The sequence below is a fragment of the Bradyrhizobium sp. R2.2-H genome, from assembly GCF_004346455.1.
GTDB classification, from domain to species: Bacteria; Pseudomonadota; Alphaproteobacteria; order Rhizobiales; family Xanthobacteraceae; genus Bradyrhizobium; species Bradyrhizobium diversitatis.
The window spans coordinates 652,810-674,929 of the sequence record NZ_SMBR01000003.1 but is presented as its reverse complement, the minus strand read 5'-3'; the positions used below and the strand labels follow the sequence as shown (position 1 = coordinate 674,929).

The 22,120-nt window shown below is 63.4% G+C and carries 23 protein-coding genes, 1 tRNA gene and 1 pseudogene; 9 read left to right on the top strand and 16 right to left on the bottom strand.

Going from position 1 to position 22,120, the window contains the following annotated elements; genetic code table 11:
* Nucleotides 1–69 precede the first annotated feature (69 nt).
* Both EDE08_RS10670 and EDE08_RS10665 read right to left on the bottom strand, forming a co-directional pair.
* Nucleotides 70–1,488 (bottom strand): caspase family protein, encoded by a 1,419-nt coding sequence (locus EDE08_RS10670; protein WP_131868822.1) that lies wholly within the window; start codon nucleotides 1,486–1,488, stop codon nucleotides 70–72.
* 201 nt (nucleotides 1,489–1,689) lie between these two features.
* Entirely contained in the window at nucleotides 1,690–2,565 is an 876-nt protein-coding gene (locus tag EDE08_RS10665; protein WP_131868821.1) for a DMT family transporter, read from the bottom strand.
* A 151-nt stretch (nucleotides 2,566–2,716) separates the two neighbouring features.
* On the opposite strand from EDE08_RS10665, the gene EDE08_RS10660 reads away from it, so the two are divergent.
* Complete coding sequence (locus EDE08_RS10660) at nucleotides 2,717–3,115, top strand: RidA family protein (protein WP_131868820.1); 399 nt, start codon at nucleotides 2,717–2,719, stop codon at nucleotides 3,113–3,115.
* A gap of 49 nt (nucleotides 3,116–3,164) precedes the next feature.
* Here EDE08_RS10660 and EDE08_RS10655 read toward each other — a convergent pair whose 3' ends face one another.
* The 3 genes from EDE08_RS10655 to EDE08_RS10645 form a co-directional block, all read right to left on the bottom strand.
* A complete protein-coding gene (locus EDE08_RS10655; RefSeq protein WP_165935795.1) occupies nucleotides 3,165–3,710 on the bottom strand; it encodes a hypothetical protein in 546 nt (181 codons plus the stop codon).
* A complete protein-coding gene (locus EDE08_RS10650) occupies nucleotides 3,655–4,005 on the bottom strand; it encodes a hypothetical protein (RefSeq protein WP_131868818.1) in 351 nt (116 codons plus the stop codon). The genes EDE08_RS10655 and EDE08_RS10650 overlap by 56 nt, the downstream gene beginning before the upstream one ends.
* A 172-nt stretch (nucleotides 4,006–4,177) precedes the next feature.
* Nucleotides 4,178–4,765 (bottom strand): formyltransferase family protein, encoded by a 588-nt coding sequence (locus tag EDE08_RS10645; protein WP_131868817.1) that lies wholly within the window; start codon nucleotides 4,763–4,765, stop codon nucleotides 4,178–4,180.
* A 476-nt stretch (nucleotides 4,766–5,241) separates the two neighbouring features.
* Between EDE08_RS10645 and EDE08_RS10640 the strand changes: the two genes are divergently transcribed.
* On the top strand, nucleotides 5,242–5,460 hold the full coding sequence (locus EDE08_RS10640; protein ID WP_028180534.1) for a hypothetical protein: 219 nt from the start codon (nucleotides 5,242–5,244) through the stop codon (nucleotides 5,458–5,460).
* A 67-nt stretch (nucleotides 5,461–5,527) separates the two neighbouring features.
* Here the strand turns inward: EDE08_RS10640 and EDE08_RS10635 are convergent, their stop codons facing one another.
* Together EDE08_RS10635 and EDE08_RS10630 are read right to left on the bottom strand one after the other, a co-directional pair.
* Entirely contained in the window at nucleotides 5,528–5,830 is a 303-nt protein-coding gene (locus tag EDE08_RS10635; protein ID WP_027575377.1) for a hypothetical protein, read from the bottom strand.
* A gap of 106 nt (nucleotides 5,831–5,936) precedes the next feature.
* Complete coding sequence (locus EDE08_RS10630) at nucleotides 5,937–6,164, bottom strand: hypothetical protein (protein WP_131868816.1); 228 nt, start codon at nucleotides 6,162–6,164, stop codon at nucleotides 5,937–5,939.
* 282 nt (nucleotides 6,165–6,446) lie between these two features.
* On the opposite strand from EDE08_RS10630, the gene EDE08_RS10625 reads away from it, so the two are divergent.
* Nucleotides 6,447–7,526 carry an AI-2E family transporter gene (locus EDE08_RS10625; RefSeq protein ID WP_502700582.1) on the top strand — a complete coding sequence of 360 codons (1,080 nt, stop codon included), beginning with the start codon at nucleotides 6,447–6,449 and terminating at the stop codon, nucleotides 7,524–7,526.
* Between the two features lie 144 nt (nucleotides 7,527–7,670).
* Nucleotides 7,671–8,063, top strand: a complete 393-nt coding sequence (locus EDE08_RS10620) for an NUDIX hydrolase (protein WP_207912915.1) — start codon at nucleotides 7,671–7,673, stop codon at nucleotides 8,061–8,063.
* A gap of 81 nt (nucleotides 8,064–8,144) precedes the next feature.
* Here the strand turns inward: EDE08_RS10620 and EDE08_RS10615 are convergent, their stop codons facing one another.
* Nucleotides 8,145–8,381, bottom strand: coding sequence for a hypothetical protein (locus EDE08_RS10615; RefSeq protein WP_131868814.1), 237 nt, complete (start codon nucleotides 8,379–8,381; stop codon nucleotides 8,145–8,147).
* 726 nt (nucleotides 8,382–9,107) lie between these two features.
* Between EDE08_RS10615 and EDE08_RS10610 the strand changes: the two genes are divergently transcribed.
* From EDE08_RS10610 to EDE08_RS10595, 4 genes are all read left to right on the top strand, one after another.
* Complete coding sequence (locus EDE08_RS10610; protein ID WP_165935796.1) at nucleotides 9,108–12,215, top strand: DEAD/DEAH box helicase; 3,108 nt, start codon at nucleotides 9,108–9,110, stop codon at nucleotides 12,213–12,215.
* Between the two features lie 132 nt (nucleotides 12,216–12,347).
* The gene (locus tag EDE08_RS38850; protein WP_207912917.1) at nucleotides 12,348–13,409 is read left to right on the top strand and encodes a hypothetical protein; all 1,062 of its coding nucleotides are present in this window, start codon (nucleotides 12,348–12,350) and stop codon (nucleotides 13,407–13,409) included.
* 24 nt (nucleotides 13,410–13,433) lie between these two features.
* Nucleotides 13,434–13,943 (top strand): hypothetical protein, encoded by a 510-nt coding sequence (locus tag EDE08_RS10600; RefSeq protein WP_131868812.1) that lies wholly within the window; start codon nucleotides 13,434–13,436, stop codon nucleotides 13,941–13,943.
* Nucleotides 13,944–14,351: 408 nt separating this feature from the next.
* Complete coding sequence (locus tag EDE08_RS10595) at nucleotides 14,352–15,020, top strand: hypothetical protein (protein WP_131868811.1); 669 nt, start codon at nucleotides 14,352–14,354, stop codon at nucleotides 15,018–15,020.
* Between the two features lie 60 nt (nucleotides 15,021–15,080).
* Here the strand turns inward: EDE08_RS10595 and EDE08_RS10590 are convergent, their stop codons facing one another.
* A complete protein-coding gene (locus tag EDE08_RS10590) occupies nucleotides 15,081–15,776 on the bottom strand; it encodes a UPF0149 family protein (protein ID WP_245524759.1) in 696 nt (231 codons plus the stop codon).
* A gap of 211 nt (nucleotides 15,777–15,987) precedes the next feature.
* Between EDE08_RS10590 and EDE08_RS10585 the strand changes: the two genes are divergently transcribed.
* Complete coding sequence (locus tag EDE08_RS10585) at nucleotides 15,988–16,257, top strand: hypothetical protein (protein ID WP_131874989.1); 270 nt, start codon at nucleotides 15,988–15,990, stop codon at nucleotides 16,255–16,257.
* A gap of 46 nt (nucleotides 16,258–16,303) precedes the next feature.
* On the opposite strand, the gene EDE08_RS10580 is transcribed toward EDE08_RS10585, so the two are convergent.
* From EDE08_RS10580 to EDE08_RS10545, 7 genes and pseudogenes are all read right to left on the bottom strand, one after another.
* The gene (locus EDE08_RS10580; protein WP_131868810.1) at nucleotides 16,304–16,546 is read right to left on the bottom strand and encodes a hypothetical protein; all 243 of its coding nucleotides are present in this window, start codon (nucleotides 16,544–16,546) and stop codon (nucleotides 16,304–16,306) included.
* 455 nt (nucleotides 16,547–17,001) lie between these two features.
* Nucleotides 17,002–17,172 (bottom strand): hypothetical protein, encoded by a 171-nt coding sequence (locus EDE08_RS38355; protein WP_165935797.1) that lies wholly within the window; start codon nucleotides 17,170–17,172, stop codon nucleotides 17,002–17,004.
* A 742-nt stretch (nucleotides 17,173–17,914) separates the two neighbouring features.
* Complete coding sequence (locus EDE08_RS10570; protein ID WP_131868808.1) at nucleotides 17,915–18,181, bottom strand: hypothetical protein; 267 nt, start codon at nucleotides 18,179–18,181, stop codon at nucleotides 17,915–17,917.
* Between the two features lie 666 nt (nucleotides 18,182–18,847).
* The gene (locus EDE08_RS10565) at nucleotides 18,848–20,020 is read right to left on the bottom strand and encodes a peptidoglycan-binding domain-containing protein (protein WP_165935798.1); all 1,173 of its coding nucleotides are present in this window, start codon (nucleotides 20,018–20,020) and stop codon (nucleotides 18,848–18,850) included.
* Nucleotides 20,021–20,630: 610 nt separating this feature from the next.
* Nucleotides 20,631–21,452 carry an acyltransferase family protein gene (locus tag EDE08_RS10555; protein ID WP_165935799.1) on the bottom strand — a complete coding sequence of 274 codons (822 nt, stop codon included), beginning with the start codon at nucleotides 21,450–21,452 and terminating at the stop codon, nucleotides 20,631–20,633.
* 16 nt (nucleotides 21,453–21,468) lie between these two features.
* Nucleotides 21,469–21,624 (bottom strand): annotated as a pseudogene (locus EDE08_RS39625) (hypothetical protein); the annotation flags it as partial.
* A 362-nt stretch (nucleotides 21,625–21,986) separates the two neighbouring features.
* Nucleotides 21,987–22,062 (bottom strand) — tRNA-Lys (locus tag EDE08_RS10545).
* Nucleotides 22,063–22,120: the final 58 nt, after the last annotated feature.

Sequence of the window (22,120 nt, the reverse complement as noted above, 5' to 3'; positions counted from 1 at the left end):
CACTGCGAGGACGACCAAAGAAAAAAGCCCGGCGTGAGCCGGGCTTTGGCGTTGTCGATCTCGCTCGGCTCAGCGGCGGAACATGCCGCCCATCATGCCGCCCACGACACCGCCGACGAAGGCCGCACCGGCGGCGTCGCCGGGGCTGCTGCGGTGTTGCGGCGCCGGCGCGCTGCTGGGAGGCGGAGCGCTGGCGCGCCGGGCCGGCTTCTGGCTTGTGTCGCTGGCGGTCGCCGGGGCAGCAATGATCTCCGCGAGCAGGGCCTTGTGCTGGTTCTTGTTGAGATAACCCGACGAGGGATAGCCGCGCGCGGTCTGCCAGCGCTTGAGCACGGACCGCGTCTCGTCGTTGAATACGCCAGTCAGCTTGGTGTCGAACCCCAGCGCCGTCAGTCGACGCTGCACGTCGCGGCGCTTGTTCTTGTCGAGGCCGATCTGGTCCTCGGTGACTTGCGTGGCCTCGTCCGTGAAGGTTGCGGGATCGACGCCGGCGTTCAGCGTGCGGGTCGCAGTCGAGGCACCGCTCTTGATCGCCGCGAGGCGCGCCAGCGCCAGCGCCTTGAACTGGCCGTTCGGGTAGGCGGTGAGGTAAGCGTTGAGCTCTTCGGGCTTGTTGGACTCCTTGACCGAGCGCCAGTATTCGAGCTCGACACCATCCCCGGCCGCCGCCGGCACGATGCCGGACGCGGTCGGCGCCGCATTGGCGACCTGGGTCGTCGGCGCCTGATTGAGATAGACGGAGCCCGTCAGGTTGGTGTGGCCCCAGGGCAACTGGCCTTTGCGGGTCTCTTCATTGACCTGGGCGCGGACCGACGTCATCGCCTGCTGGATCTCGACGCCGGGCTTGGTGATGTTGTCGATCAGCGCGCGGGTGAACGGGCTGTTGTTGCCCTCCTGGCCGTCGAGCGCGGTCTGGCCGGGACCGGTGGCGAAGGCGATCAGCGTGCCTTCACCGGACTTCATCTCGGCGAGACCGCTCTGCACGTTGACGCTGCGGGTCGCCGAGTTCGACTTGATCTTGGCGGCGAACGGATTGTCGCGGCAGGCATCGAGGAAGACGAGCTTGACCTTGGCATCGCCCATGGTCTGCTCGAGCGTCAGGTCGATGTTGATGGCGGCCCCTAGCTTGACGTCCATCTCCGATTTGATGTCGGCATCGACCGGGAGAAGATAGTTGGTGCCGCTGACGGCGATGCCGTGGCCGGCATAATAGAACAGCGCGATGTCGGAGCCCTGCGCCTTGCGGCCGAAATCGAGCAGCTTCTCCGTCATCTGGTCGCGGCTGAGATTGGAGCCTTCGATGACCTCGAAGCCGACATTGCGCAGCGTGGCTGCCATCGCCTTGGCATCGATCGGCGGGTTCGGCAATTGCGCGACATTCTTGTAGGAGCCGTTGCCGACGACGAAGGCGACGCGGCGGTCAGCCTTGGCGGCACCGATCGACAGTGCCATGCACACTAGCGAAGCGAGGAGGGTGAGATAGCGCATTCTGAAATCCCCAGAATCGAATTGCAGGCAGCAACAAATTGGCAACGAACCTACACGAAGTGCCCGACTCCGCGCCACCAAAACGGCAGTCCGCTGCGTTCAACCCGCTGCTGTGTGGCCGAATGTGCACGGTGGAATCGTTTCCCAACGTGATCCAAATCACACGGCCACTTTGATTTGTCGCGTCAGGCGAAACGAGGTTCACTGCGCGCGGGCGGGAACCGGCGAGACGGGCTTCAGATTGAGGAGATTGCCGAAAAGGATCAATGCCGCACCGACCACCGTCCAGGCGTCGAGCCGCTCGGAATACAGCAGCCAGCCCGCCGCTGCGGTCAACGGAACCCGCAGGAAGTCCATCGGGATCACGATCGTCGCGTCGGCGTGGCGCATCGCGCTGGCAAGGCAATAATGTGAAAATGTGCCGCAGACGGCGATTACCCCGACCCAGGCCCAGACATAGGTCGATGGCCAGGTCCAGACGAACAATGTCGGAACGAAGCCCGCGGCCGATTGCACCACCAGCATCCAGAACAGGATCGAGAGCGCGCTTTCGGTGCGGGTCAACGATTTGACCAGCGCCATCGACACGCCAAATCCCATGGCGGCCCCGAGCGCGATGAGCTGGCCCGGATTGATCTCCCCGGTCGCGGGTCGGACGATGACGATCACCCCGACGAGTCCGAGCACGATGGCGGCGATCTTCCATGGCGTCATCCGCTCGGACAGGAAGCTTGCCGCGAGGATCGCCGTCCAGATCGGCATCGTGAACTCGATCGCCACCACCTGGCCGATCGGGATCAGCGTCAGCGCAAAGAACCAGCCGAGCTGCGCAACATAATGCACGAGGTTGCGCCCGACATGCGCCGGCAGGCGCGATGTCTTGAGCATCTTCAAGCCGCCGGCGCGGTAGATGATCGGCGAGAGCAACACGAAGCCGACCAGCGACCTCACTTCCATGATCTGAAAAACATTGAGTTCGCGCGTCGTCTCGCGTCCGGCAACCGCCATGACCAGCATCAGCGACAGCCAGCCGGCCATCCACAGTGCAGCCATCGTTCTGGACGGTGTCGCGCTCATTGGGGGCAGGATACCGGAGGAAGGAAACCCGAAGGGACGGCCGGTATCGGCGACATCACCGGCGTTTGCAACGGCCAAATCAACGGATGCAGCGATGCAATGTGCATGGTAGGCATCTCCGGACAACGAGAAGATGGGGAGAGCGTCGCTCATGCATATCTTGCAGCCGGCCGAGTGGAAAAAACCGCGCGGCTTTTCCCATGGGGTCGTCGTCGAGGGGCCGGGGCGCTGGGTGGTTCTGGCCGGCCAGACCGGCGGCGACGAAGCCGGCAATTACGCGCCCGACATGGCAGCGCAGGTCTCGACTGCGCTGAAACGGATCATCCAGCTCCTGGGCGAGGCCGGCGCCGGCCCCGAGCACATCGTCCGCCTGACCTGGTATCTGACCAGCCGCAACGAGTATGAAGCGGCCGGTGCTGGCATCGGTGCGGCTTGGAAGGAAACGCTCGGACGAAATTTCCCGCCCTCGACGCTGCTCTATATCGGTGGGCTCGTGGACGACCGGGCCAAGGTCGAGATCGAGGTCACGGCGTTCGTGCCGGCCGCGTAAAAAACGGCCCGGCGAAGTCGCCGGGCCGATTGTCAATATGTCGTCCGCCTTAGCGCGACATCGAGATGTTGGCGCCGCGGAACTGGCTGTCCGCGCGCATCGTGACGGTCTGCTTGTTGCCGTGCGTCCTCAGCGCGATGCTGGCGTTGAAGCCGGCGGCAGAGGCAACCACCTCGAAGTTTCCGCCGCCACCGCGGCCCTGGAGCGAGCCGGAGATGTTGCGGCTGGCCTCGCTCCAGCTTCCCGTAATGGCATTTCCCGCCGACTGAACGTTGGCGGAGAGGATGAACTTGTAGGCGTCGCTGGCGCAGGTCAGCGTCATTTCCATTGTGGGGCCGACGGGAGCGTATTTGGCCCGGCAACGGATGCGTTCCGTCGATCCGTCCTCGAGGCTGACCGTGCCACCGCCGCTCCAGCTTCCTGCCATCGGAGCGAATGGACCGGATTGTGCTTTGCTTTCGGAATTGGCGGCCGTAGCCGCAAACAAAACGGCGGCCGCGATCAACAGCCGCCGATTTCGGGCACGAACCTGCGTTGGTTTATAGACGCGATGCTTCCCACCGCCCGCTGCACGGTATGCCTGCTGATGCTCCATTCCACTTCCCCGATCCGGCGTTGCCGTTGAGTTGACCGTTGGCATATGCACCATTGATCGAAACTTTCACAAGTCCCCCGCTACCGATGGTGCCGGAAACGTTAGCGCCGGGGGCGGTGATCTTGCCGTCGGCAACCGTGAGCGTGGAGCTCGCGGTCGGCTCGCAAGAGCCGGTCTTGGTCACGATCGTGACGTGCCAATTGCCGTCATAGGGGCTCTGGGCGAAAGCGGTGGCAGCGAGGGTGCCTGCGAAAACTGAAGCGGCACAGAACACCGCAATGCGACCAAAACGCATAAATCCCATCCTTGAATTTGTCTGATATGCTGACGCTTATTCGGACGAAATGTGACGGAAATTTGTTGCGATGCCAAATCGAAAATTGTTCCTGTTGGAACAATGGTTTATTTGAGATTCTGACTCCGGTTTTCGAAGCAGAATCAACGCGGGCTCACATTAAGGGTAAACGTCAGGACAGACTCGGCGCGGAGGTCGCGAACTGTTCGTCCTGGACTTTGGCAGGCAGCGCCTTGTGGACCTTGGCGTAGTCGATCACATCGGCCAGCAGCTTGAGCCCGAGCGGCGCCAGCGCGCGCTCCCAAAGCTCCCGTGCGGTTTCGCCCTTCTTGACGAAGCACCAGTCCTGGGCCGCGATGGCGCCAGCGTCCATGCGGTCGGCGAGATGATAGATCGTGCCGCCGGCGATCGGATCGCCTTCCTTGATGGTCCATTCCACGGCGGCCTTGCCGCGATGGCGCGGCAGCAGCGAGGGATGATATCCGATCCCGCCGAGCTTGGAGGCGGCGAGCGCGTCCTTGCCGATCCGGGCGTGGCTGTGGGCCGTGATGATCAGATCGGTGTCGGGGGCAATCTCGGCAGCCACCACGAGCTTCGGATTGGCCTGGACCACGACCTCGATTCCGGCGGCCCTCGCCGTCGCGGCGAGGCGATCCTCGGCATCGGCTACCACGACCCGGACGACCGAAACGCTGTGCTCCCGGAGCATGTTCAGGGTGGTCACGCCGAAATGGCGGGAGCCGACGAGGGTAATGCGCATGGGTGTCCGATCCGTTTCGCAACTGCGTCATTCCCCGATAACACGTCAGCACGCCCTGTCACCACCCGCGCCGCGTTTGCGCGGGTTATCAACAATCCGCCGGGCGCGAGCCGCCGGTGCACCTATTTCTGCGTCACGGACTAGCGTTGCCGCGCCGCCACGGTCGGACGATAAGTGGCCGATAAGCGGTTCCTGTGTTTCGATTTTAACAAAGATATCCTCGATCGGCTGATAATGTGCCCCGACCGGGGCTGGCTACATTTCAACCCGCATCCATTTTCGAACCCGGCTTAGGCCGTCGGCGTGATCGCCGGCGGCCTTTTCACGCCATGCATCACGAAATCATGCGACGGTAACACGATCTCAACCAGCTTGGCGTATCGAGGAAACCGTCGCGGATTTGTATTGCGTACCGCGACACCGAAAACGCCCCCCGGCGCGGGCGCGCCGCCGGGCCTTTTCACGGGACAGATTTCATGCCGAGCGCAATCGAGCAGATCGTCGACGCCTATGTGCGCCTGAAGAATCGCCGCGGGCTCGACGAGCTGATGATGCACAGGCAGCGGCTCGCGGTCGATCTGAAGAGCAGGTCTGGCTATGATTTCAGCCTGCCGATCGGCCAGATCGACGAGGAGATCGCGATCATCGAGGCGGGGCTCAGCCGGCTCAAGGCGGAGAACTCCACGGCGACCTAGAGGTCTGCGGCGCGTGCGCCCGGCATGTCTGCGCGCTGACCGATGGCGGGCCTAAAATGTCGGTCGCTCAATCGCGACGGCCGCCGTCGATGACCGTAAACAGCGGCCGCGCCGGGGTCGGCTCGACCAGCAGCTCCTCCACCAGCGCGGTTGCCGCATCGACATATTTGCGCGTCGGCTTGTCGAGCGGGCGCTTGGCCTCGTCGTCGAGCGCGACCTTCGCGGCCTCGACCAGCTTGCGCATGCGTGCCGCATGGTCGTCGCCGGCCGTCAGCGTCGCGCGTGCCAGCGAGCGCAGCACGAACAGCTCGCCCTCGAGGCGGAGCAGACGGTCGTTGAGCCTGGTCAGGACGGCGTTGAGGTCGGCCATGATTGGGGTTTGGCGCGGAGGATCCATCCTGATCTAGCGGCGACCGGTGAACGGAGTGCAAACGGCGCCGGTGCAATTCGGCCGATCCTGCGATGCCGCGGACGGCCTACCATTCGACGCCCGACCAGCGCCTCCCGAACACCGGCGGTCTCGTCTTCACGGCCTGCCAGCCGAAGAAATGATGCTTGCCGGACCAGGCGTGCACGACGCCGCTACAGATGCCGCACTTGAAACTGCCGGTATGGGCCTCGTTGTGCTCCTCTCTGGTCGCGGCGTAGTTCATGCCGCAACCCGCACAGGTGAACTCTTCAATCGTCCAGATGCTGTTGGCCATTGCACGGAATGCGTTTCGGTGATCTCGATCCACGGTAGCCGCCAGCGTTTGCAGCGGCGTAAACCGGCGCGGCGAAATCCGGTTAACGGGCGTTAGCCAAGCCGGGCTGGGACGCGGGCCGGGATGGCGCGTCGTCGTCGCGCAACGCCGGATGGCCCGATGGGGGCCTGATCGAGGCACGGTCAGTTCCAGTCGTCTTGACGCCGGATACGTTGCTGGCAATAACGGCCGGGCCGTGCAAGCGCCGGAAGTTGCGTTCATGCCGCAAGGAAAGCCGTGCCCGTGAAAAGTCTCCGTCAGCTCCTGACCGGAGAGGATGTCATCCAGCTCGTGATCCGGCTTGGCCTGCTCGCCCTGCTGATCATCTGGACCTTTCTGATCATCCGCCCGTTCGTGCCGATCCTGGCCTGGAGCGGCGTGCTGGCGGTCGCATTCTATCCGGCGTTCAGCTGGGTTGCGAAGATCTTAGGCGGCCGGCCCAAGACCGCAGCAGCGATCCTGACGCTGATTACGCTGGGCATCGTCATCGGTCCGGCGACCTGGCTCGGGATCAGCGCGGTGGACGGCGTGCGTGAGCTGGCGCAGCAGCTCGGCACCGGCGACCTCGTGCTCCAAACAGCGCCCGAGCAGCTCAAGACTTGGCCGCTGATCGGGCCCTGGCTTTACGAGCTCTGGGATCAGGCTTACACCAACATTAGGGCGGTGGTACGCGAGGTGGCGCCGTATCTCCAGCCGCTGGCCGGCCCGCTGCTCTCGCTCGCGGGCGACGCCGGCCTCGGCACGCTGCAGTTTCTCGTCTCCGTGTTCGTGGCCGGATTCCTGTTTCCGCACGGGCCGCGCCTGGTCGGCGCCGGCCGCAGCTTCCTGTTCCGCATCGTGCCGGAGCAGAGCGAGCATTTCCTCTCGCTGGCCGGTGCGACCATCCGCGCAGTGGCGCAGGGCGTGATCGGCGTCGCGATCGTGCAGGCGCTGCTGGCCGGTATCGGCTTCAAGCTCGCATCGGTGTCGAGTGCGGGTCTTCTTGCCTTCATCGTGCTGCTGCTCTCGATCGTGCAGATCGGTGCTTTCCTGGTGCTGCTGCCGGTGATCATCTGGATCTGGACCGCCAAGGACGTCACCACGGCGCTGCTGCTCACCGTGTTTCTCGTCATCGTCGGTTTCATCGACACCATGCTGAAGCCGCTCGTCATGGGACGCGGCCTGACCACCCCGACCATCGTGATCTTCGTCGGAGTGATCGGCGGCACACTGGCCCACGGCATCGTCGGACTGTTCATCGGCCCGATCATCCTGTCGGTGGCCTGGGAATTGATGATGGCCTGGATCAGGACCGAGGACCGGGCGGAGGCGGGGAAGGGTTGATCTCGCGCTGCCAGCGGGCGGTCTGCCGGCCATGCCGCACCAGAGACCGGACAAGGCTTGGCCTGTGATCAAGGCGCGTCACAACTTGTCTGTTCCACTAGACAAGTTACCATTGACCCGATTCTGTTTTCGACAACGGCAGCGATGGCAAAGTCTTCCAAGCTGGTTGCCGCCAGGCGCGGCAAGGTATTGTTGGTCAGGCGCCGGTCGGATGGCCTCTGGATGTTTCCGGGCGGCCGCAAGCGTCCGCGCGAGTCGGAGAAGGACTGTCTGCGGCGGGAGATCAAGGAGGAGCTGCCAAAGCTGAAGCTCGGCAGGATCACCCTCTGGAAGGAAGTGAAGACGAGGAACAAGCGCTCCGGACGCAAGATGAGCGATGCGATCTTCATTGCCAAGGCCGCCAAGGGCAGGCTGCTGATCGGCGACAAGAAGGAGATCGACCGCGCCGCCTGGCACAAGCCGCGCGGCATCCGCCTGACGCCGACCTCGCGCTACATCCGCGACCGCCTGTTTCCGCGAAAGCGGCGGCGGAGCTGAGCTGGTCCTCTCACCCCGCGTGGCAAATGACCGCGGACCTTGTGCGCATCGCGCCAAGGCGCCGGCTGGAATAGTCGGCCGTTACTGCTTGGCCGCCATCGTCTCCAGGCAACGGTTGAGGAAGGCGGTGCGATCCCTGGGCAGCACCTTCTCGAGATCGGCCTTCAGCGCGCATTCACGCTGGCGCAACTGCTCGGCGCGGCGCTTCTCGGCTGCCTCGCGGTATTCGGGAGCAACCTTGTTGGGATCGACCAGTGTCTGTGCGTGGGCGGCCGTCGCAAGCATTGCGATGGTGCCGATGAAAATGAATGACCTCAAATGAGCCTCCATAAAAACGGGCATTCTAACGCGTGGCGCGTGCGCGCTCAAACCGGGGGATGAGGTACTCCGTTCCGGCGTGATTGGAGCGCCCAGCAGGTTGGTCGTCGATCATTGGAACGACTCTACGCGGCGTGCGTCGAATCCAGGCTCACGGCCCACCCCAAGCCCCAACGCCCCCGGGCCGCGAGAAAACCTTTCCCATAAAGGTTGGCGACCTCAGGGCCTCTCGCGCTGAGGTCGTTTGCTCGACGCAAAGCGTGTGAACCAGTTCACACGCGCGCGGCGAAACCGCTGCTATGAAGACGTCATTGCTTAACCTATTCATGTTGACCGAAACGCCCCAGTGTGGCTCCAAGCGCTGGGGCTTTTTCGTGGCTGCATGCGAGCACGGCGTCTTCGATCGTCGCGATGCTTGCATCGGGCGATGCCGATCGCGGGCTGCATGAGTTCCGTGCTGCAGGCCCAGCAAAACAGCCAGCTTGTCGGGATCGCGGCGCCGCCCTTGAACGTTGCGACGAGGGGTGCGTTCGCGGGGCAAATCCCATATGCATGGCGGCGAGTTGCCGATTCGGGATGAGGGCGGCTCGCATTCTGTTGGCTACAATGCAAGACCAGAAACGGGTTCAAGTGAGGCTTTCGAAAAAGACAGGGGTGGCCAGGAAGGCGCCGAAGAAGAGCAAAGGATCGCACCGCGCCACGATCTCGTCTTCGTCGCCCCTCGGCATGATGGCTCTTCACCTGCTTGCACAATGGAAGCAGTCCGGACGCAGCGGGATCGTCTTCCTCGCCGAGAGCGAGAACAGGGCGGAGCGGCTGGGCAGCGTCATTCACGCGCTCGACCCGTCCTGCGAGGTGCTGGTGTTTCCGCGATTGAACACCTTGCCGTTCGATCAGCTCGAGCCGTCGCACGAGCTCGCAGGGCGCAGAGCCTCCGTGCTGAGGCGCCTTGCAAAATCCAGGAAGCCGCTGTTTCTCGTGTCGACCGCGGAAGCGGTGATGGAGCGACTGCCGCCGCCGGCGAGCCTGTCGCGTCTGAGCCTGAGCCTGAAAGTGGGCGGTCCGTTCTCGGAGCGGGACCTCGAGACCCGCCTCCAGGCCCTCGGATACGATCTCGACGACGAGCCGGACTATCCGGGCGGCGCGCTGTTCCACGGGCAGACCTTCGAGATATTTCCCGCAGGCGCGCTGGGGCCGTTCCGGATCGAGCATTCGGAGCGTGCGATCAGGCGGATCGTGGCCTTCGACCCGAACGAGCACAGGATCATCTTCGAGACCAAAGAGCTGCTCGTCGATCCCATGTCGGAGCGGCTCGGCCTTGCCGGCAAACGCGGCAAGCGCGCGAGCCTGTTCGACTATTGCGGGGGCGCCAAATGGATCGCGGACGCCGGCGTCCCGTTGCATGCCGACGCCTGGCTGGACACGATCGAGGAGGCCGCAGGCCGATCGGAGCGGGAGCGCGAATATCTCGCACGGCGCGACTGGAAGCAGCTCTCCAAGAGCATGAAGGTGCTGCCGCGGACTGCGCCCTTCCAGCACATCCCGGAGTTTTCGAAGCTGACGTCCTCCAGGAAGGCGCTGCGTGGCTTCGTCGAGGAGACACGCCGGGCCGGATCGCGACTGATCCTCGTCGCCGCGCACGAGGACGATCTGCGCGTGATGGAGCGGATGAGCGGCGTCAAGGCGGAGCGCTGCGACGACTGGGACGAGGCGGCGCGCGGGCGGGGCGGCGAGGCGACGTTGCTGGCCGATCTCGATGCCGGCTTCGTCGTGCCGGGGAAGAAGCCTCTGGTCGTGGTGACGGCGTCGGACGTGCTCGGCAGCCGCGCGCATCATCCGCAACCGATGGCGCGCGCCTGGAGTGCGGCCTTCGACCATGCCGATGTGCCCGAGCAGGGCACGGTGGTCGTCCACCTCCAGCGCGGCCTTGCCGTGCTCGACGGCTTGCAGACCGTCAACACCGGCGGCGGCGCCATGCGCGAGATGATCCGCCTGAAGTTCGCAGGCGACAATGCGGTTCTGGTGCCGCCGGCCGATCTCGCCTTGATGTGGCCTTACGCGACCGAACTCGGCAAGCTCGCGCTCGACAAGGCGGATGGCAGCACGTGGTGGGCCCGCCGCGGCGAGGCCGAGCGCGAGATCCAGGCCGCGGGCAAGGTGCTCGCCAAGCACATCAGCCAGCGCCGGCGGCGGCGCGCCGAAAAGCTGGTGCCGCCGGGATCGGCCTACGAGAAGTTCGTCGCGCGCTTCCCCTACTTCACGACGATTGACCAGGCCCAGGCCATCAGCGACGTGCTGGACGATCTTGCATCCGGTCATCCCATGGACCGGGTGATCTGCGGCGACGTCGGCTTTGGCAAGACCGAGGTGGCGCTGCGCGCGGCGGCCGCGGTGGTGCTGTCGGGCAAGCAGGTGGCGGTCGCGGTGCCGACGACGGTGCTGGCAAGGCAGCACGTCGCGACGTTCCAGAAGCGCTTTGCGCCGTTCGGCATCGAGGTGGGAAACTTGTCGCGGGCAACGTCCGGTGCGCAGCTGCGGGAGACCAGGGAGGGCCTGCGCAGCGGCCGGATCAAGGTCGTGATCGGCACCCAGGCGCTCACCGGCAAGGACGTCAAGTTCGACGATCTCGGCCTCGTCATCGTCGACGAGGAGCAGCATTTCGGCGCGGCCGAGAAGGCCAGGCTCGCCGGCCTCGCCAGGAACGTCCACGTGCTGATGATGAGCGCGACGCCGATCCCGCGGACGCTCGCCGCCGGGCTTGCCGGCTTCCGCGATCTCAGCGTGATCGCCTCGCCGCCGGTGCACCGGCTTCCGGTCGCGACCCGGATTGCGCCGCTGTCGGATGCCGCCATCGCCTCCGCGCTGCTGCGCGAGCAGCGCCGCCACGGGCAGAGCTTCCTGATCTGTCCGCGCATCCACGATCTCGATCCGATGCTGGCGCGGGTGCAGGCGGTGGCGCCGGATCTGCGCATCGTCTGTCTGCACGGCAAGCTGCCTGCCGACGAGATCGACGACCGGATGATGAGCTTCGTCGAGGGCGGTGCCGACGTCCTGCTCGCGACCAACATCGTCGAGAGCGGCCTCGACATTCCCCGCGCCAACACCATCGTGGTTTGCTGGCCGGAAAAGTTCGGCCTTGCCCAGCTGCACCAGCTGCGCGGACGCGTCGGCCGCAGCGGCATTCGCGCCTTCGCCCATCTCTTGACCGAGACGGAGTCGGGACAATCCGAGAAGCGGCTGGCCGTGCTCGAGGAGTTCAGCCGGCCGGGCGCCGGCTTCGCCATCAGCGAGCGCGACCTCGATCTCAGGGGCGCGGGCGATTTGTTCTCGGAGCAGCAGTCCGGCCACGTCCAGGTGTTCGGGCCCGTGCTCTACAGCCACCTCCTGAAGATGGCCTCGGAGAAGGCCGACGAGGAGCGCGCTGCGGTGTGGGTGCCCGACCTGAACCTGCCGGTCGGGGACATGCTGCCCGACAGCTATGTGCAGTCCGAGCCGGTGCGGCTCGAGCTCTACGCCCGCGCGGCACGGTGCAATGACGAAGACGATCTGGACGACCTCGAGGAGGAGACCGCGCGCCGCTTCGGGCCCTTGCCGACGGCTGCGCGTGACTTCTTCGACGCGGCCAGGCTCAGGATCGCGTGCAAGCGCAGGGGCATCATCCGCCTCGATGTCGGTCCTGAAGCAGCGGCAGCAACGTTCCTGCCCGGACGCCTGCGCAAGTCCCGCGGCAAGTCGCTGCAGCGCGACGGCGACCGCGTCGTCCATCACGGTCCGATGCGCGATGCACCGTTCGAGCGGGTGGAGGAGCTGTTGGAGTTGCTCGACGAACGGTAAGGCGCGGGCTCGATCGGCGCGCCGATGCAGAGGAACTGCGGGGAACTTGGAGCGTCTCGCAATTGCGCGGATCTTGAAGCGACTTGGTAACGCCTGCTGCGTAGCTTGCCGTGCGATCAACGGAAGCGAACGATGCAATTCTCCATCCAAACGCGCGTGAAATTGTTCCTGGTGTCCCTGCTGGCATCTCTGGCCTCCGCGGCCGCTGCGCAGGAGGGCCTGCCAGACTACGCACGTTACCGCGAGGGTCTGTTCCTGCGATACCTCAATGCCGAAGAGGGCGACTTGCGCGAGGTTCCGCGGATCGGGCTGTCCTTTGGTGAGCGGCCGATCCGGGCGGTGCTGGATTCCGGCTCGACGGGCATCGTGGTTGCGGCGAGCTTCATTCCGAATTTCGACCGGCTCGCTTCACTGGGCGAGGGCAAGCTAACCTATTCGAGTTCCGGCCGGGTCATGCTCGGACAATGGGTCGTCACGCCGGTCGCTCTGGTTGGCCTGGATGGCGCGGCGGTGCAGACCGAGCCGATGCCGGTGCTCGCGGTGACCCGTGTCGATTGCCTGCAGCATGCCCGCGACTGTACGCCGTCGGATGCACCGCGTGGGATCGCGATGGTCGGCATCGGTTACGGGCGTGAGGGCGATCTGCAGAGCCAGAGCACGCCGGAGAAGAACCCGTTGCTGCGCGTGACAGGCGGCCACGGCGAACGGCGCCGCGGCTATGTGCTGACGGCGCACGGCGTCCATGTCGGTCTCACCGGAGCGAATACCCGCGGGACGTTCTCCTTCACGAAGCTGTCGAAACAGAAGGACCGGCCCGACTGGTCGGCGACACCGGCCTGCATTTCGTTGAACGGCCGGACGCCGCCGGCCTGCGGCACCATGCTGGTCGATACCGGCGTCTCCGTGATGTACATGACCGTTCCGGTGGAGCAGGCGGGCGGCGCGACGACGTCCCTGGACTCAGGCAGCAATGTGTCCATCCGCGTGGGAACGGCGGAGACGTCCCCAGAGCTCTACCGCTTCGCCGTCGATGGCGGCTCGGCGCTGGCGCCGGACCAGATTCATCTGAGGGTCTCGCCTGAGCGTACCTTCGTCAACACCAGCTTCCATCTGCTCAACGGCTTCGACGTCCTCTACGACGCCGACGGCGGCTATGCGGGCTTTCGCCGGCGCGACGCCGGCGCAGCGCGATGATCCCTTTCCATTGGAGTTCCTGACATGACGAGACCGAACCTTGTGGCGCGCGGAGCCGTGGCTCTGGCCGCAATCATCACCCTGTCCACCTTTCCCGCGCTTGCAGCAGGCCAGTTGGTCAATTCCTGGCGAACGCCGGACGGCTGGCTCACCGAGATGCGCGTGCATCCGAACGGCGCCAGGGTCTGCTCGACCGGGAAGGCGGCGCAGGCTCCCCGTCCGTTCGGGCTGACCATCGTCCGGAGCGGAGCAGAGAACGTGCTGCTGGTGGTGGACGAGGCGCAGCCGCCGACCGGCGCGGGCGACATGTCGTTCGTCCAGGCGGGGAAAACCATCGGCACGCTGCGCACGCAGGTTGCGGGACCCGCGTTCGTTTCGGCCGATCCCACCAGCAGCCAGACGCCCGAGCTCATCGCGAAGCTGAGCACGGCGGCGCTGACCATCGACGTGGCCGGACGACAATATCAGGCCGACATGTCGGGCTTGCCCGACGCATTGGCCCAGCTCGCCAAATGCGAAGCCGCGCCGACATGAGAGGGGCTGCCGACTCCTTGCAACGGCGGCGAAACGCAAAATGCGAAAACAACCCCATGCACAGTAGCCAAATGCTTGCAGCATAAGGGCTTCTGCGACAGGACTCGCGTCCGCCGCAAATTTCCCTTTGATCCGTCGGGCAAAACAGTGGCATAGTGCCATCTTCGGAAAATCCGCTGCAGCGAATGCCGCTGCCGCGGACCGAGGTGATCGCGCGCAAATGCGGTGCGGAGGAACCCGTAATCGGACGGGATCCGCAGGGCCGGCCGCCGGCAGCGCTGCTAACGTGGAATTAATCCAGAATGCCCACAATTTTAGGCAGTTGTGTAAGGGTGCTGCGTAAGAGGATCGTCGCGAGGGCGTTCCAGGGGCGGCTTCCTGTTGCTCGCTCCATGGGGGTCAGTGCAAATGACCGCGTCCTTTGAAACGCCAAGCTTCGCCGAAGAGCTCGACGCCGTCGCGCTTGCAGCCGCCGCCGGGGCACACGAATCTGTGCTCGCGGACGCACCGGTATCGGTCGAGCGGCCAAACCGCAAAACAGTCCTGCTGCTGACGGCGTGTGCCCTGGCCATTGCCATCAACGGCGCGGCGGCGATCTATACGCTGCCGTACGGCTTGCCTTCCCTCAGTGTTGCCCGCCTGGCTGAACTCCTTCCGCGCCGGGAAGCGCCGGCGCCGAAACCGGATCCCGTCGTTGCTGCCTTGAAGGACATCCAGTCGGCGCAGCAGCAGCACACCGCTTCGCTGCAGGAGAACAACCAGGCCTTGCAGCAGAATGCCGCCCTCCTGCAGCAGGATTCGCTGGTGCTGCTGTCGCTGCGCCAGAGCATCACGGAAGAGCGGGTCGACGTGAGGAAGATATCGTCGCAGCTGTCCACGCTGATCGCGAAGGTCGACACGCTTTCGCAGAATGTCTTGATGTCGGACGTCACGTCCTCCGTCCGACGCGCGAATGCCCGCTATGGACTGTCCGCAGCGATGCGCAAGCGCATGGTGCGGCCGGCGAAGCCCGTGGGTCCGGTTTCGATCGGGGGGGCGCCGTTGACCGTGCCGGCTGCTGCTGCTCCGGAGAGCTGAAGGGGCGATCATCCGGCGCCGTGGTTCACGGTAGGCATCCGGTGAGGACGGCGGGCGTGCTCAGTTGAGCCCGCAGCATTTTTTGTATTTCTTGCCCGAGCCGCATGGGCACGGCTCGTTGCGACCGACCTTTGTCCCCGGGGCAGTGAAGGTCGTTGGGCCGCTATCCTGAATCGGCTGGTGGTTGGCAAGACGCCATTCGTTGAGGATGACGACCCAGTCGGCGATCTTGTCAGGTGCTGCGGTCAGGATGGGATCGTCGAGCTCAACCTCTTTGTCTCCCCGGGCGATCTCGGCAAGCAGCAGCATCCCGCTCATCGCCGCCGCCGTATTAGCATCGGCGTCGAGCAGCTCTTTCCAGGCTGCCGGGCGTAGCGCGACGGCCTTCTCGAAGCCCTCTATCCAAAGCTCCCAGAGCACGTCGTCATTACGGGTGTCGACGCAGAATAACGGACCGTAGCGCTCGGGGCGTTCCATCAGCGTGCGCGCGACGTCGTTGTAGTGCTCCATGACGAGCCCGAGAACCCGATTGGCATGATCACGATTCTCGAAGATCGGCGCCTGGTCTGCGCTGTCCTCATGCCAGATGACAGGAAGCCAGTCGCTCGGCATGATCAGTTCCGGGCAGGTCAGCAAGCCGGCGATGAAGCCATCGAGCTCGTCGAGCAGCATGGTGCCCTCGCCGAGAGCGAGCAGTTCTTCGTCAAGCTGCTTGGCGCGGCGCGATGGTCCGGACATGGGCGCTTTCAATTCCATGCTGGCGGTTCGTGAAGCCATCCGTGTGGAATGACGGTGACGTTGCACTCCTCCGGTTTTGGTGAATCCTACACGTTTCTGGCGGGTTGTCAGCGAGCTTTTGGGGGCTCGCCTGGAACGGTCCAGGCGTGCTTTTCAGGAATCCGTGACTTGTTCCAGTGATGTCCGCACCCCAGTTGGACAGTGTGCGATCAGATGTGCGGAGGACAAAATGCGCGGATTATTGGTGATGTTCCTCGCGGTGGCTTCGCTGAGCCAGGCCCACGCAGAGGCGAAGGTGAACGCTCAGGACGCCTCGTGCAGCTATACGCTGGCGAACGGGGATACGTACCAGATACCAGCGGGCCAGAATCTCTGCTGGCGCGTCCCGCCGCCCTCCTACAGAGTGTACACGCTCCTGCGTTGTGATCCGCCGTTTCAGGAGCTCAGCCGGGTCCAACATGGCGATGGCCGCTGCAACAAGTATGAGGAACGCCAGTAACTGGTGCTGGATGTGCGCCTTTGATGGCTGCTCTCACCGCGAGGCCTCACTTCAAGGCGTGATCGATCTTGTGCCCAAGATGCCCGGTGTCGTGATCGCGGCGCAGCTGGCTCAGCGATGTCTCGTTCAGCTGGGCCAGGACCTCGCTGAGCTGCGCCGCATCGGGATAGCCGGCCGCAAAACCCTTTCCGTAGATCTTGCGCAATGTGCCGACCAGCGTGTTGCCGTGCTTCTTGCTGATCTGGCCATCCCTGTCCCGATGGCGGCCATCCAGGCCCGGTTCCTTCATGTGTCTCTCCCGTGCGGCGTCTGAAGCGCCTGGAGAGAGCGTGCGCCCAAACGAATAGACTGGCAATGGGAGCGCGCGCCCGCGTCACCGATTGCCGGCGCAACAGCCCGCGATTGTCTCGCCTGCTTGTGAAGGCGCGGTCGATCGTGGCGAACCGACAGGTGCAACACATGACGGAACGATTGCTCGATTGGAGCTGATGCGATGCGCTCTCTTTTTGCCTTGTGTCTCGTGGGTCTGTCGCTCGTGCTGTGCACCGCCGCAGACGCAGCAACGGTGCATCGCCCTCGCGCACGCCCTCTTGCGGTAGACCGGCCACGCCCGAATGCGACGCCACCGGCGCGCTTCGCGGTCCCCGGCTGGAGTGACGAAGCAACCCGGCGCTGGCTCGACAACGCCTCGTCGAACGTCGGCCGCGGCGGATAGCGGCGACAGGCGCAGGCGATCACTCGGAACTAGGCGGCCTGCTCGTCGAACGAAGTATAGATGCGGCCGCTGGGATCAACGACCCGAACGTCCCGGCAGCCGTCCTGAACAAGCTCCTTGGCCTTCTTGAGGGCGGCGGCGAGTGATAGCCGCTTGAGTTTGACGACGCCCGCCGTATCGAAACCGTTGATCTCAAACATGCTGTCCCTCCGGTTTTGGAGAAGCGTACACGTTTCCGGCGGGGTGTCTTCCGATTTTTGGAGTGGGAGGGCTTTGGGAACAGCAGCCAAGTGCCAAGCGGAGTGGTAAGCGCGATAGTTGCATGCACTGTCACCGCAACTCCAACGCGCTCAGAAATGATGACATCAGTGCAGCCTCCAGAGGCGCAGAGCCATCGCTGTGCGACATATCGATCGTATCAGGGACGAGGGATTTGCCTTTTGGGAGACGGGAGGTCGGACGACCACCTTATCCCGCCCGGCACTCCCGGCGCTCTGATCCGCAATTGAATCGGCAGCCGGGAGCATTTGGGGGCTGGAACCCGAGCCGTGCCACATTCGCATCCGGGCGGCAATGCGTAGAACATCGCACTCCGGTAGTTATACGGAATCCATTTTCGGAACGGGGTGTTCTATAGAAAGAACACCGGCGCGATTTAAGTACTTGGTTCTATTTCTGCCGGGAATGCCGCAGTGGGGGCTGGAACCACGCTGCGGCTTTTCCCATTTGTTCGTTGGTTCACGTGATCGGTCGCCGCGAGGGCCATCGGCGGCTTACTCCGGCCGAACGTCGGGGCCGCGCCGACCGCACGCTCTGCAGGCAAACCGTCGCTCGAGATCTGTCGGCTGCATGTCGTCAGGCCTGCGGTCAGCATGAGAGCCAAGCGTTGGCTGCACTTATCGAGCGCGCGTTAGAGAAGCGGGAAGGCGGATCATCGTCAGTTCAGTTGCAGATGATCGTGCCGCCATACCCGCCAGTGTTGATGCAACTCCGAGGGCGGTTCGAATCGCTGGCTGCGCTTAGTGCAGCATCAGCCTGCCGTCGCGAAGCTTCAAGCTGAGCGCGGCAGTTGACATAAGCGTCCGTGCCCTTTTGGGCCCCGTACGACAGGCACTGTTGGTCGTCCTTGGCATTGGCAGCCGCCATGCGTTCTTCCTTGCTCATGCAGCCCGTCAGCAGCAGCAAAAAGAGGAAAACAGTTTTTCGCATTGTGATAACCCCAGCCAGCTCCGATGGATGTTATCGCTGTTGCAACCGAGGCCTGTCAAACTAGCTGTTTGACGCTGATCGGCTTGAACGATGACCGCCATCGGGCGGTCGGTCCGACGAGAAAATCGGGCCTGATGTCAGCCCCATGCGGTGCAGACGAAGCGCGGCTCGATCTCCGACAGTGCGTAGGATGGGTTGAACTCTTGCGAAACCCATCGCCGGCAATTCGGTCGGCCACTCCGCGGTCCTTCGAGGATTGCTCCGATAATCGATCGCGGATCGCAGCGGCGCTGATCGCAACGAGCGATGGGTTTCGCAAGAGCTCAACCCATCCTACGGGCTTGATAGAACTTGACGGATCGCAAATCGCCGGTGAGCACGCCACATACCTTATTGGTAGTCGATCTCCGGCCCAGCCCAGGTTCGGGATCGGCGAGGCCCGGTGGCGCACACGCCACAACACCAATACCCAGCCACCGGGTCGCCCATAACCCTCGCAGTGAAAATCAGCACGTAGGATTGGTTGGGCTCTTGCGTATCCTTCGCCGGCAACGACCATTACGACACACATATTGAATATTGAAGTCGATATCGCTGCATTAAGTCCGGCCATGTCACCGTAATTCGGCGATGCATTTTCAAACTGATGCACTCCGCGGCCGCGCCTCATTTCACGATTTTCCTGCGCTCTGAAATGAAGCGGTTCATCGTCGCCTGCTGCTCGTCCGTGAAACTTTTGTTCTGCACGAAAAGCGGGACCGCGCCGCGGAACGAAGGCTTCTTCACGTTGTAGTTGAAGAGCGCTACTTTTTCGCCGGGGTAAATGAAGTTGGGATTGTTGGCGCGCCGGCCGGGGATTTTTCCTTTGTTCGGGTCGGCAATGAACCCGGCGTTCTTATTTCTGGGATGGTTCCACACGCCTTGGACGGTCAGATCCGTCGGTCCGACATGGCAGTTGGTTAGCGTTCCCTGTTTATAGCGCAAGACGATCATCCCCAGCGTATCGCCCTGCTGGACGATGTAGTCGAAGAACAAGGGGGGACTGGGGCCGGGCCGGCTGCCGGGGTCCCACATCCAGTTGGCCGGGTCGGTCGAGTGTCCACCGTCGTCAAAGCCGCCCGTATTGAGGCCGAGCATGTGGGCCGTCTCATGCACGGTCACGTACACAATCGCGGCGCCGAGCTTGTCCTCCTTTTCGAGAAACGCCGCCTCACAATTGTTATTTGGCAATTCGATCCGAGTGACCTGGAGGGCGCGCACATAGATCGAGCCGTCGCCGCTCCCCGCCCTCGTGGCGCCGTCGGTGGTGGCCTCGACACGCGAACTTTCGCCGTAGATGGGAATCGCCGGCATTTCGGATGTGAACGTGATCAACAGGTCTTTCGCCGCGCGCGCTTCGCTAAAGTCGAGTTCGACATTGAATGGTTTGTACACCTCAATCAGTCGCGACTTGACGAACTCGCGCAGGCTCGCGGGGATCGTGCGCAGCCCCTTGTAAACGATGAGATACTTGGTGGCTCCGGTCAAGCGCCGGTCCATCTCGGCGAGCGTCGCCTTGCCGACCCGGCCGTCCCACTCGGCTGGCGTTCTGGGAAACGCCTTCTGCTGAAACGCCTTCACGGCGCTCCAAGTTTCGTCGCCGAACAGGCCGTCGGGTGGGGCACCGGGTCCGCTGCGAAACGACTTGGGGAGCGGGAAGCCGAGCGCCACGAGCGCGCTCTGGATTCGCCGCACCGCATCGGCGTCATCATCGGGGGGCCGCCTCTTGATCGACGGGGGGCCCTTGGCAGCCTGTTCGAGGCGGGCGTTTCCAGCCAGGATCGCGGATTCTAGTGCCATGCCACGACCCCTTGGGGTTCGGACGATGCGATGTAGAGATGTTCTGCGCCAGATCCCGCTTTTGGCGATCGGCGGAGCATTTAACCGAATCTTTCTAACGCTCGCAATCTCAGGTTTTGCCGTCATAAAGCTTCACCTCGCGGCATGCCACCATCAACGCGGCCACAATTACGGTGACAGTGCACTTAAATCGAAAGAACCTGCTCCGTGCGCCGTTCCGCAGCTGCCATTAAGTGCACTGTCACCGTAATATCGCGCCGACCGCACGCTCTGCAGACAAACCGCTGCTCGAGATCTGTCGGCTGCATGTCGTCAGGCCTGCGTCAGCATGAGAGCCAAGCGTTGGCTGCACCGATAGTCGGCGCAACAAGCGAGGATGCCGCGCACGCCCGTCTCGCGCATCTGACGAAGGTGCGACGCCAACCGGCACGCTTCGCGGTCCCCGGCTGGAGTGACGAAGCAACGCGGCGCTGGCTCGACAATGCCTCGTCGAACGTCTGCCGAGGCGGATAGCGGCGACAGGCGCGGGCGATCGCTTGGAAGTAGGGAGCCTGCGCGGCAGGCGGCACGTTATTGTCTCCGGATAAATTTCGAAGCGATGGAATTCTAATCAGGAAACTGTATGCGCGGCTTTGTTGCGCCTGAAGGCAAAACTTTCGGTGAGAAGGCGAGCAATGAACTTATGCTTGTTCTCACCGATGAAGGCTAGGCCGATGGCAACCACATTGGAGATCACCACCGCGAGGATGAACACCGAAACTCCCCGGTCGGGGAGCAGCAGCCAGATCGCCGACATGATGGTGTGATGAACCAGGTAGAGCGAAAAAGAATAATCGGCAAAAAATCCGATCGTTCGCTGCACCCTCTGCGACGTGAGCCGGTGACTTGATTGAGTCGCTGCGACGATGCCGAACACCACCGCTGCCAACAATGGATATCCAACGAAGCTGTATTCCTTGCCGGCGGGTGTGATCGCGACAAAGGCCGCGGCACTGACGAAAGCCAAGAGGGCTGCCCGCGGCAGCCGATAGGGCAGTCTTGCCACAACATAGATTGCGGCTCCGGCGAGCCAGAGCGTGAACAGGCCGCGGCCGACGCCGTCGCTTTGGAAGGCGCCGAACAGGAAGTGAACCGGGGTCTGACCGAAAAACAACGCCACGGGCGCCAGCAGCGGGATTGTTCTGAGATTCCGGCACATGAAGAACAAGGACCCGGCGAACATATAGATATGCCATTCGATCGCCAGTGTCCAAAGCGGGCTGGCCGACCCGAATGCCGACCATTGCAGCGTGTCGGGATACACGCCGCGGTAGCCCTCCAGCATGAACAGATTGGCGATGAAGGTTTTCAGTGTGTAGTAGCGCGCAATCGTCGGCTCGGCGGTCAGACAAGGCCGGGATGAGGCCCGAATAGATCCTGGCGAAGCGGTCAATGAAGAATTGCAGGAATCCATAATCCGGTTTTGCCGAACGTGAAATGAGTGTGTGGGTAATCAGAAATCCCGAAAGCAGGAAGAACAGGAGAACGCCGACGTTTTGAACGTACGGGAGACCGGCCGGCCAATTGCCGATGAAGAAGACATACGCGTGTCCCACGCAGACCATCTGAGCGGCAACGGCGCGCATCAGATCGAGCGTTACGGATGTGTCGTTCTTTGATCTGTCCAGGCTGAAAGTCATCCCCATGGGGCCCACATAGCACAACGCGCGCGAATGTGCCCCCGGAAGGGGATGGATTTTGTGGGTTCGCCATCGGCCGACAGGTCGCGTCGTGTCTCAAGTCTGTTGCGGCGCTTCTCAGTACCTCACTGGCTGCAAATGCCGATAAGGCCTGCCAGCACCGCCGAGAAGCAGCGGAATGACATAGCGCGTGAAAATGTCGAGCCAGGTAGTTTCAGTCATTGCCCCTGCGCGCCCCGCGCACAAAACTAAAATCCGGCACTTCTTCCTAAGCTATTGATCTTGCTTGGTGAGCGCGCTGGGGCTCGAACCCAGGACCCCGTGATTAAAAGTCACGTGCTCTACCGGCTGAGCTACGCGCTCCCATGGCCGCTGATGGCTAAGATTAAGAGATCGCCATCGTGCTCGGACATTCGAGAAG